General features: G+C 60.6%; 15 protein-coding genes. 10 read left to right on the top strand and 5 right to left on the bottom strand.

Going from position 1 to position 14,074, the window contains the following annotated elements; translation table 11 throughout:
- Positions 1 to 3: 3 nt before the first annotated feature.
- Positions 4 to 972, bottom strand: a complete 969-nt coding sequence (locus KX928_RS19750) for a TAXI family TRAP transporter solute-binding subunit (RefSeq protein WP_219506153.1) — start codon at positions 970 to 972, stop codon at positions 4 to 6.
- Between the two features lie 33 nt (positions 973 to 1,005).
- On the bottom strand, positions 1,006 to 1,869 hold the full coding sequence (locus tag KX928_RS19755; protein ID WP_219506154.1) for a MurR/RpiR family transcriptional regulator: 864 nt from the start codon (positions 1,867 to 1,869) through the stop codon (positions 1,006 to 1,008).
- A 115-nt stretch (positions 1,870 to 1,984) separates the two neighbouring features.
- On the opposite strand from KX928_RS19755, the gene KX928_RS19760 reads away from it, so the two are divergent.
- Positions 1,985 to 3,301 (top strand): aspartate aminotransferase family protein, encoded by a 1,317-nt coding sequence (locus KX928_RS19760; RefSeq protein WP_219506155.1) that lies wholly within the window; start codon positions 1,985 to 1,987, stop codon positions 3,299 to 3,301.
- Positions 3,302 to 3,310: 9 nt separating this feature from the next.
- On the opposite strand, the gene KX928_RS19765 is transcribed toward KX928_RS19760, so the two are convergent.
- Entirely contained in the window at positions 3,311 to 4,099 is a 789-nt protein-coding gene (locus KX928_RS19765; RefSeq protein ID WP_308342403.1) for a nitroreductase family protein, read from the bottom strand.
- Between the two features lie 124 nt (positions 4,100 to 4,223).
- Between KX928_RS19765 and KX928_RS19770 the strand changes: the two genes are divergently transcribed.
- The 6 genes from KX928_RS19770 to KX928_RS19795 are packed head-to-tail and all read left to right on the top strand — an operon-like array spanning position 4,224 to position 9,012.
- The gene (locus KX928_RS19770) at positions 4,224 to 4,952 is read left to right on the top strand and encodes a succinate dehydrogenase/fumarate reductase iron-sulfur subunit (RefSeq protein WP_219506156.1); all 729 of its coding nucleotides are present in this window, start codon (positions 4,224 to 4,226) and stop codon (positions 4,950 to 4,952) included.
- Positions 4,953 to 4,956: 4 nt separating this feature from the next.
- Entirely contained in the window at positions 4,957 to 5,298 is a 342-nt protein-coding gene (locus KX928_RS19775) for a succinate dehydrogenase (protein WP_219506157.1), read from the top strand.
- Positions 5,295 to 5,633 carry a succinate dehydrogenase, cytochrome b556 subunit gene (gene sdhC, locus KX928_RS19780; RefSeq protein ID WP_257883973.1) on the top strand — a complete coding sequence of 113 codons (339 nt, stop codon included), beginning with the start codon at positions 5,295 to 5,297 and terminating at the stop codon, positions 5,631 to 5,633. The genes KX928_RS19775 and sdhC overlap by 4 nt, the downstream gene beginning before the upstream one ends.
- 3 nt (positions 5,634 to 5,636) lie before the next feature.
- Positions 5,637 to 7,394 carry an L-aspartate oxidase gene (locus KX928_RS19785; protein ID WP_219506161.1) on the top strand — a complete coding sequence of 586 codons (1,758 nt, stop codon included), beginning with the start codon at positions 5,637 to 5,639 and terminating at the stop codon, positions 7,392 to 7,394.
- Positions 7,391 to 8,347, top strand: a complete 957-nt coding sequence (locus KX928_RS19790; RefSeq protein ID WP_219506163.1) for a fumarate hydratase — start codon at positions 7,391 to 7,393, stop codon at positions 8,345 to 8,347. Before KX928_RS19785 ends, KX928_RS19790 begins: the two co-directional genes overlap by 4 nt.
- Entirely contained in the window at positions 8,344 to 9,012 is a 669-nt protein-coding gene (locus KX928_RS19795) for a fumarate hydratase C-terminal domain-containing protein (RefSeq protein WP_219506165.1), read from the top strand. Before KX928_RS19790 ends, KX928_RS19795 begins: the two co-directional genes overlap by 4 nt.
- 51 nt (positions 9,013 to 9,063) lie before the next feature.
- Here the strand turns inward: KX928_RS19795 and KX928_RS19800 are convergent, their stop codons facing one another.
- On the bottom strand, positions 9,064 to 9,807 hold the full coding sequence (locus KX928_RS19800; RefSeq protein ID WP_219506166.1) for a sulfite exporter TauE/SafE family protein: 744 nt from the start codon (positions 9,805 to 9,807) through the stop codon (positions 9,064 to 9,066).
- On the bottom strand, positions 9,804 to 10,715 hold the full coding sequence (locus tag KX928_RS19805) for a LysR substrate-binding domain-containing protein (protein ID WP_219506169.1): 912 nt from the start codon (positions 10,713 to 10,715) through the stop codon (positions 9,804 to 9,806). The genes KX928_RS19800 and KX928_RS19805 overlap by 4 nt, the downstream gene beginning before the upstream one ends.
- Before the next feature lie 149 nt (positions 10,716 to 10,864).
- Between KX928_RS19805 and KX928_RS19810 the strand changes: the two genes are divergently transcribed.
- From KX928_RS19810 to KX928_RS19820, 3 genes are all read left to right on the top strand, one after another.
- Positions 10,865 to 11,839 (top strand): Bug family tripartite tricarboxylate transporter substrate binding protein, encoded by a 975-nt coding sequence (locus tag KX928_RS19810; protein WP_219506171.1) that lies wholly within the window; start codon positions 10,865 to 10,867, stop codon positions 11,837 to 11,839.
- Positions 11,840 to 11,930: 91 nt separating this feature from the next.
- Positions 11,931 to 12,422: a tripartite tricarboxylate transporter TctB family protein gene (locus KX928_RS19815; protein WP_219506173.1), complete on the top strand. Its 492-nt coding sequence runs from the start codon at positions 11,931 to 11,933 to the stop codon at positions 12,420 to 12,422.
- Complete coding sequence (locus KX928_RS19820; protein WP_219506174.1) at positions 12,419 to 13,933, top strand: tripartite tricarboxylate transporter permease; 1,515 nt, start codon at positions 12,419 to 12,421, stop codon at positions 13,931 to 13,933. The genes KX928_RS19815 and KX928_RS19820 overlap by 4 nt, the downstream gene beginning before the upstream one ends.
- The last annotated feature ends 141 nt before the right edge of the window (positions 13,934 to 14,074 follow it).

The following is a 14,074-nucleotide window of genomic DNA, read 5'->3' on the forward strand; positions in this document are numbered from 1 at the left end:
GGATTATTCGATCCAGCCTTTTTCCTTGTAATACTTCGCGGCACCGGGGTGCAGCGGCGCGGACAGACCTGCCGTCGCCATTTCTTCCGCTGTCAGGTTGGCGAATGCGGGGTGCAGCTTCTTGAAATCCTCGAAGTTGTCAAAGACCGCCGAGACAACCGCGTAGACCGCATCTTCCGATACAGAAGCAGAGGTCACGAAGGTTGCGCCCACACCGAATGTGGCCACGTCACTATCGGTGCCGCGGTACATGCCACCGGGGATCTTGGCGGAGCGGTAGTAGGAGTTGTCGCCAATCAGCGCGTCGATCTCGGCACCGGACACTTCAACCAGCACGGAATCGCAGGCCGTTGTCGCTTCCTGGATGGAACCCGACGGGTGACCCACGGTGTAGATCATCGCATCGATCTGGTTGTCGCACAGCGCCGCGGACTGCTCTGCCGCCTTCAGCTCGGACGCCAAGGCCAGATCGGATGTGCTCCAGCCCATCTTCTCCATCACCACTTCCATGGTGCCACGCTGACCTGATCCGGGGTTGCCGATGTTCACGCGCTTGCCTTTCAGATCGGCAAAGCTGGTGATACCCGCATCTGCGCGGGCCACCACGGTGAAGGGTTCGGGGTGCACGGAGAACACCGCCCGCAGGTCTTCGAACGGGCCTTGTTCCTCAAAGCGCGAGGTGCCCTTGTAGGCGTGGTACTGCCAGTCGGACTGGGCCACTCCGAACTCCAGCTCGCCCGCGCGGATCGTGTTGATGTTGTAGACCGACCCGCCAGTCGATTCGACCGAGCAGCGGATGCCGTGCTCTTTCCGGCCCTTGTTCACCAGACGGCAGATCGCGCCACCCGTGGGGTAGTAAACCCCGGTCACGCCACCGGTACCGATGGTGATGAATTCCTCGGCCATTGCCACCGGCGCCGTCAACATCGCCAGTGCCGCACCAGCGGCCGTCATTTTTAATCCATTGAACATTGTTGTCTCCCTTTTTGGATTATTGGTGGTAGATTAGCCGTCTAATATTTCTTGTAAACGGCGGTTACTTATTTCCACCTCCGCAATGCGTTTTCGTGATCGTTCGCCGCCGATCTGGGCAAGCATCCCGATCAGCGTTTCCACGAAAAACAAAGTGGCGGTGTAAGACGAAAAGAAATGCGGGCTTCTGGACGGAATTATAAAGCTGGCGGACGCATGTTTGAGCGCGGGGCAGGCGTGCGTGTCAGTAATAACCACCACGAAGGCCCCGTTGTCGCGCGCCAGTTCCGCCGCCCGGACGGGCCGGGGCGAATAGGGGGTTTGCGTGATCAGGATCAGAACATCGGTTTCATCCAGTCCCGCGAGCCCTGCACCCAGCGACGAGCCCATGCGCCCCGCCATGCTCCAGTTATCGAACAACAGGCTGGCCATGTAGTTGAGATGTTCGGCCACACCGGTGGAACTGAGCGTCCCGAACACCAGCACGCTCCGGGCTTTCTGCAGTTTGGCGACCGATTGTTTCAACTGTGTGCCGCTCAGCCCGTCGGCCAATGTGTGGATGTTGTCGGCGCAGGCGCTGACATAGGCCGCGACGAAATCGGCCTTCCCATCCTGTTGCAGGGTGGAGAGCTGACGCGCCCGCTGTGACCCGGCGTTGACGCGACGATCAATGGAGGTGCGAATGTCGCCCCGCAGCGAGCCGAAATCATCATACCCAAGGGCGCGGGCGAGGCGCGAGAATGACGCGGGTGCGATATTGCTTTGCTCGGCAACCGAGCGCAGTGACCGGGTTGCCACGTCAATCTGGTTTTCCACAAGATAATCGGCGGCCTGCTTCAGCTTGCCGCTCAGGTCGTCGTAGCTTGCAGATATCCTGATATCGAGTGGCTCCGCCACACACACGCCCCCAAAATCGTTACGAATCCCTCGGAGATGATTCATTTGTTTCACCGCATTGTCAACGAAAGCGCCATGTGTTTCAAAAGAGGCAGGCCCCAGCGGAGGAATACCGATGTCTCATGTCTTTGCACGACACTCAAAAACACCCATGCGGCGCGCGTCCACCGGCAAGGGAGTTTACCTTTATGACGCCGAGGGGAAGAAATATTTTGATGGCTCGGGCGGGGCGGCGGTGTCCTGTCTGGGACATGGCGACCCGGATGTGATCGCGGCGATTCAGGCGCAGGTGGCGCAACTGGCCTACGCGCATACAAGCTTCTTTACCTCCGATCCGGCAGAGGAACTGGCGGACCGGCTGGTGAATGAAGCACCGGGCGATCTGGACAAGGTCTACTTCGTCTCCGGCGGATCCGAGGCGATCGAAGCGGCGCTGAAACTGGCGCGTCAGTATTTTGTGGAAATCGGCCAGTCGGAGCGGCGGCATTTCATCGCGCGGCGGCAAAGCTATCACGGCAACACCCTTGGCGCTCTGGCGACCGGCGGCAACGTCTGGCGCAAGCAGGCCTTTGCGCCGATCATGGTGGAAACCTCGCTGATATCTCCCTGTTACGCTTATCGCGGACAACAGGAGGGGGAGAGTGCTTTTGACTATGGCCAGCGTGTCGCCAACGAGCTGGAAACCGAAGTGCTGCGCCTTGGGCCGGAGACTGTCATCGGATTTGTCGCCGAACCGGTGGTCGGGGCGACGCTGGGTGCCGTGCCGCCGGTGGAGGGGTATTTCAAACGGGTGCGCGAAATCTGCGACCAATACGGCCTCCTGCTGATCCTGGACGAGGTGATGTGCGGGATGGGGCGCACGGGCAGTCTTTTTGCCCATGAGCAGGAGGGGATCACCGCGGATATCGTGACCATCGCCAAGGGGCTGGGCGCGGGCTACCAACCCATCGGCGCGATGATGTGCACTGCCGGGATCCATCAGGCCATTGCCGACGGTTCGGGGTTTTTCCAGCACGGGCATACCTACATCGGCCACCCGACCGCCTGCGCGGCCGGCAATGCGGTTGTCAAAAAACTGACGGGCGGGCTGGTGGACCGATGCGCCGGTATGGGGCCAAAACTGAAGGGTGCGTTGCAGGCGGAATTCGGACAGCACCCGCATATCGGAGATATTCGCGGTTGCGGCCTGTTTCTGGGGCTGGAGATCGTGGCGGACCGCGGCACGAAGGCACCCTTTGCGGCCGCGGACGGGGTCAACAAGAAGATCAAGCAAACGGCGATGTCCAACGGCTTGGCCTGCTATCCCATGGGGGGCACTGTGGATGGGCAGAGCGGCGATCACGTTCTGCTGGCGCCACCGTTTATCATGGAAGACACGCATGTCGACGAGATCGTATCGAAGCTGAAAAAAACATTTGATGAAGTGCTTTAGAAGCGGTTCCTAATCCAGTTTGAAACCAATGCGGCGTATGAACTCAGCAAAGTCGGTGCGCTGCGGGGCGGCATACATTTTGGCTTTCGCTTCCGACCAGCCGGGCGATTTGTCGTCTTTCAGCCGCCTCGCATCGTAGCCGACGATCTGTTCTGGCCTGGTCTCGTGGAACCGGTTGTGATGCACCGTGGCGTTCAAGGACAAGCGGGGGCTGACGGCGCTCGCCTGCGCCGGATATCCCACCGCAAGCCCCGCAACGGGGAAAACATGGTCCGGCAGTTCCAGCAGTTCCGCAACCTGATCAAGATGGTTGCGAATGGTGCTGATCGGGCAACACCCCAGTCCCGCGCTCTCGGCGGCAGCCATGAAGAAGGCAAGGGCTATCCCGGCATCCAGACTGGCATTGAAGAAGGCATCGAGGTGATCATTGGGGAAGGGTTGCCCATGCAGATCCTGCACTTGTCGTTGCCGCCGGTTATTTGCCAGAAACACGACCATCGCAGGCGCTCCTTCGATCCATGCCTGCGCGCGCAGAAGTGATTTCAGCTGGCGCAGAACCGCGGCATCCGACACGATGACGATATCGCGCTGCTGCAGATCACTCTTGGAGGGCGCGCAGAGCGCTGCGGCGCATAACGTCTCCAGCGTATTGGTATCAGGACCCTGCGGAGCAAAAGCGCGGCACGAACTCCGGCGGGCGATGTTATTCAGAATCCGGTGCTCTCGCAGCGCCTCCGGCACCGTCGGGGCCTGACCAAAGCGATCTGCAAACAGTGTCTTCAAGGAAGGTTCAGCCACCGGGCAAGGTTCCCATTTCGTAAGAGATTCTTACAGAAAGCATAAGAACATATTCCTTCTCGTTAGCATTGCTGGCCGTTATATCATAAATGCAACGCCATCTTCGACAAGTCAGGAACGCCGATTGGACGGTCAAAAAGACACTTTGGAAGTCTCTGTCTGGCGCGGAACGTCTTCGGGTGGCGATTTTGAGCGCTACGAGGTGCCTGCCGAGGAAAACCAGACCATTCTGGATGTCGTCTCCTGGATACAGCACTATGCGGATGCCACGTTGACCTATCGGTTTGCCTGCCGCGTGGGGATGTGCGGATCCTGTGCGATGATGGTGAATGGACGACCGCGATGGACATGTCGAACGCACGTCCGGAAAGTGTTGCAGGGGCGCCGGGTGGAGATTGCGCCATTGCGTAATCTGCCAGTAATCAAAGACTTGGCTGCCGACATGGATGTTTTCTTTGATAAGTGGGTGGCCGCCGGCGGCGCGCATGCTCCCACTGCCGGTCGCAACGATCCGATCCCCCCCGTCGATCCGCAAGACAGCACCCGGGTTACCGCGAGCGCCGGTATCGAATGCATCAACTGCGCGATCTGCTATGCCGCCTGTGACACGGTTACCGGAAACGCCGATTATCTGGGGCCAGCCGCGCTCCAGCGGGCATGGACACTCTTCAACGATTCAAAGCACGACAGGCGGGCCGGTATTCTGGACGCCGTGTCAGGCTCCGGCGGGTGCCATAATTGCCATTCGATGGGCAGTTGCACGGTTTTCTGCCCCAATGATCTCGACCCGATGTCAGCCATCGCCGGGCTGAAACGGGAAACCTCGCGACGCTTCTGGCGCAAGGGCGGATAACCTCATGCTCGACCTGCGCCTTTACATGCTGCAACGGATCTCGGCGCTGGTCATGGCACCGCTGACGCTGGGCCATATCGCGGTGATGATCTATGCGGTACAGGGCGGTCTGAGCGCCGAGGAGATATTGGGGCGCACGCAGGGGTCCGCTTTCTGGTTTCTGTTTTATGGCTCCTTTGTGCTGGCAGTATCCGTGCATGCGGCGATCGGGCTGCGCGTGATCGTGCACGAGACATTCGGTCTGCGCGGCGTCAGACTGACCAGCGTGACATGGGGCATCGGCCTGCTGCTGCTGAGCCTGGGCGCGCAAGCACTTGTTGCGGTGACATGGCCGGGGGCCGTATGAGACCCTCCCGCGCGCATCCGCTCTGGCTGGCCTATGTTCTGCATCGGGTGTCCGGGCTGGGCCTTGCGCTCTTTCTGCCGCTGCACTTCTGGGTGCTTTCCTGGGCGCTGACACAGCCCCAGAAGCTGAACCAATTTCTGAGCTTCGCCGAGCAACCTGTTGTAAAAATTTCAGAGTTCGGATTGGTGTTTCTGTTGGCTGTACATGTCTTTGGCGGTCTGCGGCTGATGGCAATGGAATGGTTGCCGTGGTCCGCGCCACAAAAGACACTGGCGGCCGGCGCGGTGGGTGTGGCCTTCCTTGTGTCAGGCACGTTCTTTCTTCAGGTGGTGTGACGCATGACGAGAGACATTGAATGGCATGACACCGATATCCTGATCCTCGGGACGGGCGGCGCGGGCCTTTTCGCGGCACTGCATGCGCAACAGGCGGCCCCAACCGGCACCCGGATCACCATCGCGGTGAAGGGGCTTATCGGCAAATGCGGCTGCACGCGCATGGTGCAGGGCGGCTACAATGTGGCTCTCGGCACAGGCGACACGGTCGCGCGTCACTTCATGGATACGATCGAAGGCGGCAAATGGCTGCCCAACCAGGAGATGGCCTGGCGGCTTTGCGAGCAGGCTGTGGTACGCATTCGCGAGCTGGAAAACGAGATCGGATGTTTTTTCGACCGGAACCCTGATGGGACGCTGCACCAGAAGGCTTTTGCCGGGCAGACGGCGGACCGAACGGTGCACAAGGGTGACCTGACCGGTATCGAAATCATCAATCGCCTGATGGAGCAGGTGCTGAGCCGGCCGGTTGAAAAGCTGCAGGAGCATCGGGCAATCGGTCTGATCCCGACAAAAGACGGCAGCGCGCTGGCCGGTGTGTTGATGATCGACATGCGCACGGGGCGTTTCCGGTTCGTGCGCGCCAAAACGGTTCTGATGGCAACAGGTGGCGGCCCGACGATGTACAAATACCACACGCCGAGCGGTGACAAGACGATGGATGGGCTGGCAATGGCGCTGAGGGCAGGGCTGCCGCTGCGCGACATGGAAATGGTGCAATTCCACCCCACCGGTCTTCTGGCGGGGGAGCACAGCCGCATGACCGGCACGGTGCTCGAAGAAGGCCTGCGGGGCGCGGGCGGGCAGTTGCTGAACGCTGCCGGGCAACGGTTCATGTTCGATTACGATGACAAGGGGGAGCGCGCCACGCGCGATGTCGTCAGCCGCGGGATCTATGCGGAGATGCGTAAAAGCAACGACCCCGATCAGGTGGGAATGTTCATCTCGATGGCCCATCTTGGCCCTGACACCGTGCGCAAGAAGTTCACGGGTATGGTCAAGCGGTGTGAAGACAGCGGGTTCGATCTGGCGGGTGGCCTCGTCGAAGTCGTGCCCACGGCCCATTACTTCATGGGCGGGGTCATGGTCGATGTTGATACGCGCACGGCTCTGGAAGGGCTTTACGTTGCAGGGGAGGATGCGGGCGGGGCGCATGGCTCGAATCGCCTGGGCGGAAACGGTGTGGCGAATTCGACCGTCTACGGCGGGATTGCCGGTGACACGATGGGCAAAGACATCCGGTCGATGAGGTGCCTGCGCGACCCGGATGACGCGGTGCTGATGGCAGAATACGACAGGGCGGTGCATCCGCTGCGGCAAACGCCCGATCTGGTGCAACCGCTGCGCAATCGTCTGCAGGAAGCGATGTGGGAGGATGTCGGGGTCATGCGGACCGCCGACAGCATGCGCCGTGGCCTTGATCGTATCGCCGGTATCCGGCAGGATCTGATGCAGGTTGGCGTGGCGTCGGACAATCTGGCGTTCAATCTGACGTGGCATGATTGGCTGAACATGGCCAGCCTGTGCGATGTCTCCGACGTGATCGCAAGGGCGGGGCTGGCGCGGGAGAATTCCCGCGGGGCGCATTTCCGCGAGGATTACCCGGCGCCGGGCGATATGAAGGCGTCCTATTTCACGATCGCACAACAGGCCGGCGACAAGGTGAATGTCACACGTGAAGCTGTTGAATTCTCTATCGTTAAACCCGGCGAGACGATCTTGCCGGACGGCGAACCCGAAACTCTGGTGGCGGCGCAATGATCTCACTTGACCTGATACAGAAAACCGCAGAGGCGCTGATGGACAAAGCCGCCATCGAGATCCCGCAGGACTATCTGGATGGGTTGCGGGCGGCCGCGAAAACGGAGGATGGCGACTTATCCTCCTTCGTCTTGCAGGCCATGCTGGACAACTACGAGGCCGCAAAGGAAGACCGTCGCGCCATGTGCGGCGACACCGGCGTGCCGCGGTGGTACGTCAAGATGGGCAACGACGCGCGCATCGAGGGGGGGCCGGTCGCGCTGGAGGCGGCACTGCGCCGCGCCACCGCCAACGCAACCTCGGGCGTGCCGCTCCGGCCCAATCGTGTGCACCCCCTATGGCGGACCGACCATAACAACAACGTCGGGATCGGAGCGCCGGAGATCGAATACGGGTTCGAGCCCGGGGGAGAGTGGGTTGATCTGATCACGGTGCACAAAGGCGGGCTCTTTGGCACGGATTACCGGATGTTGTTTCCCTCCGATGGTATCCAGGGCATCAAGCGGTTCTACCTCGACAGTCTCGTCGCCTTTGGCAAGCGCGGCCTCGCCTGCCAGCCTGCGATTATCGGGATTGGCCTCGGAGGCTCCAAGGACACCTGTATGGTGCTGGGCAAACGCGCCTCGGTGCTGCGCACGGTGGGCAGTCGGAACTCGGACCCGAAAATTGCCGCGATGGAGGAGGAGTTCAAGGAACTGGGCAACTCGATTGGCATGGGGGCCATGGGATTCGTCGGCAAAAACATGGTGATAGATTGTAACATTGAAGTTGGTTACTGCCATACGGGCGGCATGCAGATGTCTGTGCATGCCTTCTGTCTGTCGTCCCGTCGCGCGGTGGCGCGTCTGTTTCCGGATGGGCGGGTCGAGCACCGGACAGACCCGGACTGGTTCACGGATTACCAACGCCGTGACAGTGTTGAGTGGGAAATGGGATTGGAGGTCGCAGAATGAAAATCCGCGAGGTCACGCTTTCCACAACCCCCAGTGCAGAGGCCATCGCTGACCTGCGGCTGGGCGACATCGTCTATCTGGATGGGCTGATCTACACGGCGCGCGAAGGGGTCTACATGCGCGCGCTGGAGGACAAGGCGAACATCCCGATGGAACTGCCATCACAGAGCGCCGCGAATTTTCATTGCTCACCCGCCGCCGTGATCCGCGAGGACGGGTCCTTTGATCTGGGCGCGGTCACGGCCACGGCAAGTTTCCGTTTTGCCAAGTGGCTGCCGGAGTGGATGGCGAAGACCGGCGCGCGCCTGATCATCGGAAAAGGCGGCATGTCTTCAAAGGACTACAAGGAGTACTTTGTGCCAAACGGGGCTGTTTACCTGTCGACGGTCGGCTACGGAACCGGGGCTTTGCTGGGGCGCGGTGTCGAGACCGTCGAGGCCGTGCATTGGCATGAGGAGCTTGGCATCGCGCAGGCCATGTGGGTGATCCGTGCGCGCCGCATGGGGCCGTTTATCGTCGCGTCCGACCTGCAGGGCGCGTGCCTTTTCGAGCGGGAAAACGCCAAGATCGTGCAGAATCTCGACAAGGTCTATGAGGGCACGAAGCCTGCGGTGCTGAAACGGTACGGCGAAACCGATGACCGGTCAGATGAAGTGATCGGCTAGGCGGCGCAGCTTCAGGGCCGATCCGTCGCTGACGCGCCGAAAGGCCCGGCGCTACAGCATTTCCCTGAGCAACAGGACGGTACCCGAGACAAAGCAGATCGCGATCAGCAGACGCCTGAAGGTATCATCGCTCAGTCGGCGGAACACGAAAATTCCCACCTGGGCAGAGATCATCGCGGTTGGTACCGCGATCGCAAGAAAGATGAGCGTGCGGGTCTGATAGGCGCCATTGAACGCCAGCATGATCGCCGTCAGTGCCAGGACGGTGACATTGAAGGGCTGCAGGACAGCGCGTGTTTCGACCTTGGGCCAGGCGCGCATTGCGCACCACATGGTGGGCAAGGCGCCGGACAAGGAAGCCGCTCCCCCCAGGATGCCGGCAAGAAAACCGACGCAGCAGTCCATGATCGGCGTGGGATGGTTGATCTTCGGCAGCGTGCGCCTGAGCGTGAAAAATCCGCCGTAGAGAATGAGAAAGAAGGCAATCAGCAGTTTGAGAACGCTCGCGTCAATCTGCTTGAGGGACGCGATGCCCAGCGGAATACCGACAATGGCGGGCACCAGAAACCGGGCCAGCCTGCGTGGGTTGTTCCGGATCGACCTGCGGACAATCCACAGGCCCTGCAGACCGCTTGCCACGGAGATGACGACGATGATGGCCACAGCCTCCAGGGCGGGCATCACGGTCAGGAAAAAACCAAGTGCGAACAGGGATGTACCGAAAGCAGCTAATCCGTTTATGAAGCCACCTGCAATGGATCCGACAACAAGATAGAGGAGCTGATCCGATGTCATCCGGCGGTGTCCGCTTCGGTCCTTGCGCCGAACGCGCCGATTGCGACGGCCCGCAGGCACACGCTATGCAGTTCGGACAGAACGCGCCCATGCACCGTGTCACGCGGAAAGAGCAAACCCAGTCTGCGGACCGGCGCATCATCACCCAGCGACAGTCTCTTGAGCGGCAGCGGGTGGTAGGGTTGCACCGATCTTTTGGGGGCGATGGCCACGCCCAGATTGGCGAAGACCATGCTGGAAATGGCTTCCAGCCCATCCAACTCCATCGCCTCGTTGACCCGGATGTTTTTGCTTTGCAGCCAGCTTTCGATCATGTGGCCCACAACCGCATCCCGGTTGAATCTGATGAAGGGATGCCGCGCGATGAGCTCGTAGGGGTCATCGCTGTCAGTCTCAAGAGAGGCGATCAGCTGCAACGGCTCCTCGGCAATTTCGAGAAACTCGACGCCTGCCGGCAAGAGTTGCGGACGCGACACCAACACCGCATCCAGCGCCCCCCGTTCCACTTGCGAGATCAGCTGAGTGGTCAGGCCGGGAAACAGACGTACCCGCACTTGCGGGTAGGTATGCACCAACATGGAGATCGCCGAAGGCACCAGCGTCGTCAGCGTTGTCGGCAGCGCGCCCAGGGCCACGTCACCGCTGACGCCGCTTTCCCCCAGCACCGACGGCAGCATCTGATCATAGGCTCTGACGACCTCTTTCGCCTTGACCACCAGCGCGCGGCCAAGCGGGGTCAGCTCCGGGGTTCTTCGCGACCGGTCGAAAAGCTGAATGCCCCAGTTCTCCTCAAGCGTTCGCATCTGCTGGCTGACCGCGGCATGGGTGACACAGACGGCATCCGCCGCTGCGCTGAACGTCTTGTGATCATGCACGGCGATGAGGGTGCGTAGGATGCGGATCGACATCACTCCGTGCCTTTTTTGTTAGCAATACTAACGCAATGTGTAATTTATTATTACTTCTTTAAAGCATGCCTTAACGTTACCAATTGTGCAAGAGCGTGCGCGGCATTGGCCCCACGGCTCAAAAGGATCGATCGAACGGGGAGAAATCAATGTCAATCAAATCAATCAGTGCGGTCTGTGCCGTGAGCCTTGGCCTCGCGGGCGCGGCTTTTGCAGAGTATCCTGAACGGCCCATCAACATGGTCATTCCATACGGTGCCGGAGGGGCCACGGACATCTCTGCCCGTACAATCGCGGAACCGCTGGGCGCTGCCGTCGGCAAACCGCTTGTCATGGCCAATGTGACCGGCGCGGGGGGGGCAACGGGGTCCGTTGCGGTTCAGAATGCAAAGGAAGATGGCTATACGATGCTGTTTGCGCGGGTCGGATCACATTCCGTGAACCCGGCGATGAAGGCAACGCTTCCCTACGGCCTCGATGATTTTCGCTTCGTGACAGTATATGAAATCAACCCGGTCGCCTGTGCTGTCAGCCCGTCATCGGGCATTACATCGATGGATGATCTGGTTGCCAAGGTGAACGAAGGCGGTGTGACCTATTCCTCCTCCGGGGTCGGATCGCTGTTGCATCTGGCGGCGGTCATGGTGCTGAAGGAGTTCGGCGTCGAGGAACCGCTGACCCAGACAACGCATATTCCGCAAAAGGGCGGCGGGGCCGCGGCAACGGCGGTGTTGAATGGCACCGCGACATTCCTGTGCACCAACTCATCGGCCATTTCGAGCTTCGTGGCCAATAAGCAACTGGTGCCCCTGATGGTGACGACGAAGGAACCTGTAGCAGGGTTTGACGTCCCGACCGCCGCAGATCTGGGCAAGCCCGCCCTGCATCAACTGGTCGGCTGGACAGGGATCGCCGGCCCGGACGGGCTGCCCGATGATGTGGCCGACAAATGGGGTACCTGGATGGCCGCGGCCACGCAGGATGCCGAATTCCTCGAAAAGATGACGGCCCGCGGCTCGGTCATTGAACTGATGTCCCCCGAAGACGCCAATGCCTTCATCGAAGGCCAGTACAACACCTTCCGGAAACTTGTTGACGAATTAGGCATGAGGATTGAAGGCTAGGGCGAAGACCGGCCTTGACGCAGACAGCAACGCCGGGCGAGCAACAGCCCGGCGTTTTTCATGAGACCCGGAACGGGCACGAGGGGAGCATATGACGCAGCGACAGGTGCAGATGCGGCTGGGAACAGGCGCCCTTTTGGTTGCCATTTTTCTGATCATCTACGCCATTCCGCAGTGGGTCTCCTCGCCAAGCAATGTGGGGAACATCATCCTTTCGCCGCTCTTCTGGCCCTATGCGCTGGCCGGGTTTACCGGGTTGGCTGGCTTGGGTCTGATATTTTCGGGCGTGAGGATGGCACCTGACGGCCCGCGGGTCGACGCCCCCTGCGACACGCCGGGTCTGGCCTGGCTGCGCCTTGCAGGAATGGCCGCCATTATGGTGGTTACGATGGTCTTGCTGCCGCGTCTGGGCATGGTGCTGACCTGCATGCTGGTGTTCCTCGCCTCCGCCTTTCTGGTCCGCACGCGGCATCCCGTCACCGCCGTGGTCTGTGCGGTGATCATTCCGCTCGTGCTTTATGCCTTTTTTGCCCACATTGCCGGGGTTGCGATCCCGCAGGGCGAGATCCTGAGGTTGCCGTGAGCTTTCTGGACAGTATTGCCGCGGGTCTCGCCCTTGTTGGCAACATCGAATCCTTCCTTGCGCTTTTTGCCGGGGTTGCCATCGGTGTGATCGGCGGCGCGATCCCCGGCATGTCGGCCACGATGGCGGTTGCTCTTACCTTGCCCTTCACCTTCGCCATGCAGCCGATCACCGGCATCCTGTTGCTTCTGGGGGTCTACAAGGGCGGCATCTTCGGTGGTTCCATTCCCGCCATTCTGATCAAAACGCCGGGCACGCCCGCGTCTTCGGCAACCATCCTCGATGGCTATCCGATGGCGGAGAAGGGCGAGGCGGGGCGCGCGCTTGGCATGGCGCTCTGGGCGTCCTGCACGGCGGATGTGATCTCCAACCTGTCGCTGATCCTGTTCGCCGGATGGCTTGCCTCCTTTGCGCTAAGCTTTGGCCCGCCGGAGTTCTTCACGTTGATCCTGTTTTCGCTCACGATCATCGCCGGGGTGTCCGGCGAAAGCCTGCTGCGCGGGGCCTTGTCGGCGCTTCTGGGGCTGTTGCTGGCCACCATCGGGCTTGACCTTGTCTATGGCACAAACCGGTTTACCTTCGGCGATCCGAACATGATGGGCGGGCTGAATTTCATCGCCGTTCTCATCGGTCTCTTCGCGATCCCGGAAATCCTCGCCATGGTCTGGAATCCGACCGCGCATGTGGGCAAGGCGCGCAGTCTGGGCAAGAACTGGGTGAGTTTCGCCGAATACCGGCGCAGCTTCAAATCCATCGTCCGGGGCAGTTTCATCGGCGTCTTTCTGGGCTCGATCCCCGGCATTGGCGCCGCGCCTTCCGCTTTCCTGAGCTATTCCGAAGCGCGCCGCACCTCGAAGAACAAAGAGAACTTCGGCAAGGGCGAGATCGAAGGCGTGGCCGCCGCAGAGGCGGGCAACAACGGCGTTGCCGGGGCCACGCTGATCCCGCTGTTGGCGCTGGGGGTGCCGGGCGACGTGATCACCGCGATCATCATCGGCGCCTTCATGATCCACGGGCTGCAGCCCGGCCCGATGATGTTCATTCTGAACGTCGACATCATCTATGGTCTCTTCATCGGGCTGATCGTCAGCTCGGTGTTTCTGTTCCTCATCGGCTCCGTTGCTATTCGCGGGTTCAAATATGTCGCCGACATCCCCAAACGCATCCTGATCCCCGCTGTGCTGGTACTCTGCATCTATGGGGTCTTCGCGGTGAACAACAACATTTTCGATGTCGGGGTGATGTTCGTGATGGGATGGGTCGGGTACCTGATGGTGCGCTATCACATCCCGGCGGCACCGTTCCTGATCGCCTTCATTCTCGGGCCCCTGCTCGAAGACAATTTCCGCCAGTCGATGCTGATGTCCGGCAGCGATCCGATGATCCTGCTGCGGGGTCCGATCACGTGGTTTTTCTGGACACTTACCGTGCTGACGGTCATCGCCATAGCGCGGGCCGGTGTGCGCGCGGTGCGCGGGGCGGCGGTGCTCTCGGGTGATCTTGACGACTGATTGTTCGGCCTCGCAGAGTGACGCAATAAAACAACAATTTGCGAATATCCGCGCACCGCGCGCGGAATCTGGAAAACGTGATTTGGCGAGATATAACCTGACAATGCACCTTGGCCCGAAGAACGCGGGGTTGCACAGCGT

Source organism: Roseobacter insulae (assembly GCF_019375555.1).
In the GTDB taxonomy this organism is placed as follows: domain Bacteria; phylum Pseudomonadota; class Alphaproteobacteria; order Rhodobacterales; family Rhodobacteraceae; genus Roseobacter; species Roseobacter insulae.

What these genes read in the sequence shown, in the direction of transcription:
- KX928_RS19750 (WP_219506153.1), bottom strand. Translation starts at nt 972, where the DNA reads ATGTTCAATGGATTAAAAATGACGGCCGCTGGTGCGGCACTGGCGATG.
- KX928_RS19760 (WP_219506155.1), top strand. Translation starts at nt 1,985, where the DNA reads ATGTCTCATGTCTTTGCACGACACTCAAAAACACCCATGCGGCGCGCG.
- KX928_RS19775 (WP_219506157.1), top strand. Translation starts at nt 4,957, where the DNA reads ATGCTCGACCTGCGCCTTTACATGCTGCAACGGATCTCGGCGCTGGTC.
- sdhC (WP_257883973.1), top strand. Translation starts at nt 5,295, where the DNA reads ATGAGACCCTCCCGCGCGCATCCGCTCTGGCTGGCCTATGTTCTGCAT.
- KX928_RS19785 (WP_219506161.1), top strand. Translation starts at nt 5,637, where the DNA reads ATGACGAGAGACATTGAATGGCATGACACCGATATCCTGATCCTCGGG.
- KX928_RS19790 (WP_219506163.1), top strand. Translation starts at nt 7,391, where the DNA reads ATGATCTCACTTGACCTGATACAGAAAACCGCAGAGGCGCTGATGGAC.
- KX928_RS19795 (WP_219506165.1), top strand. Translation starts at nt 8,344, where the DNA reads ATGAAAATCCGCGAGGTCACGCTTTCCACAACCCCCAGTGCAGAGGCC.
- KX928_RS19800 (WP_219506166.1), bottom strand. Translation starts at nt 9,807, where the DNA reads ATGACATCGGATCAGCTCCTCTATCTTGTTGTCGGATCCATTGCAGGT.
- KX928_RS19805 (WP_219506169.1), bottom strand. Translation starts at nt 10,715, where the DNA reads ATGTCGATCCGCATCCTACGCACCCTCATCGCCGTGCATGATCACAAG.
- KX928_RS19810 (WP_219506171.1), top strand. Translation starts at nt 10,865, where the DNA reads ATGTCAATCAAATCAATCAGTGCGGTCTGTGCCGTGAGCCTTGGCCTC.
- KX928_RS19815 (WP_219506173.1), top strand. Translation starts at nt 11,931, where the DNA reads ATGACGCAGCGACAGGTGCAGATGCGGCTGGGAACAGGCGCCCTTTTG.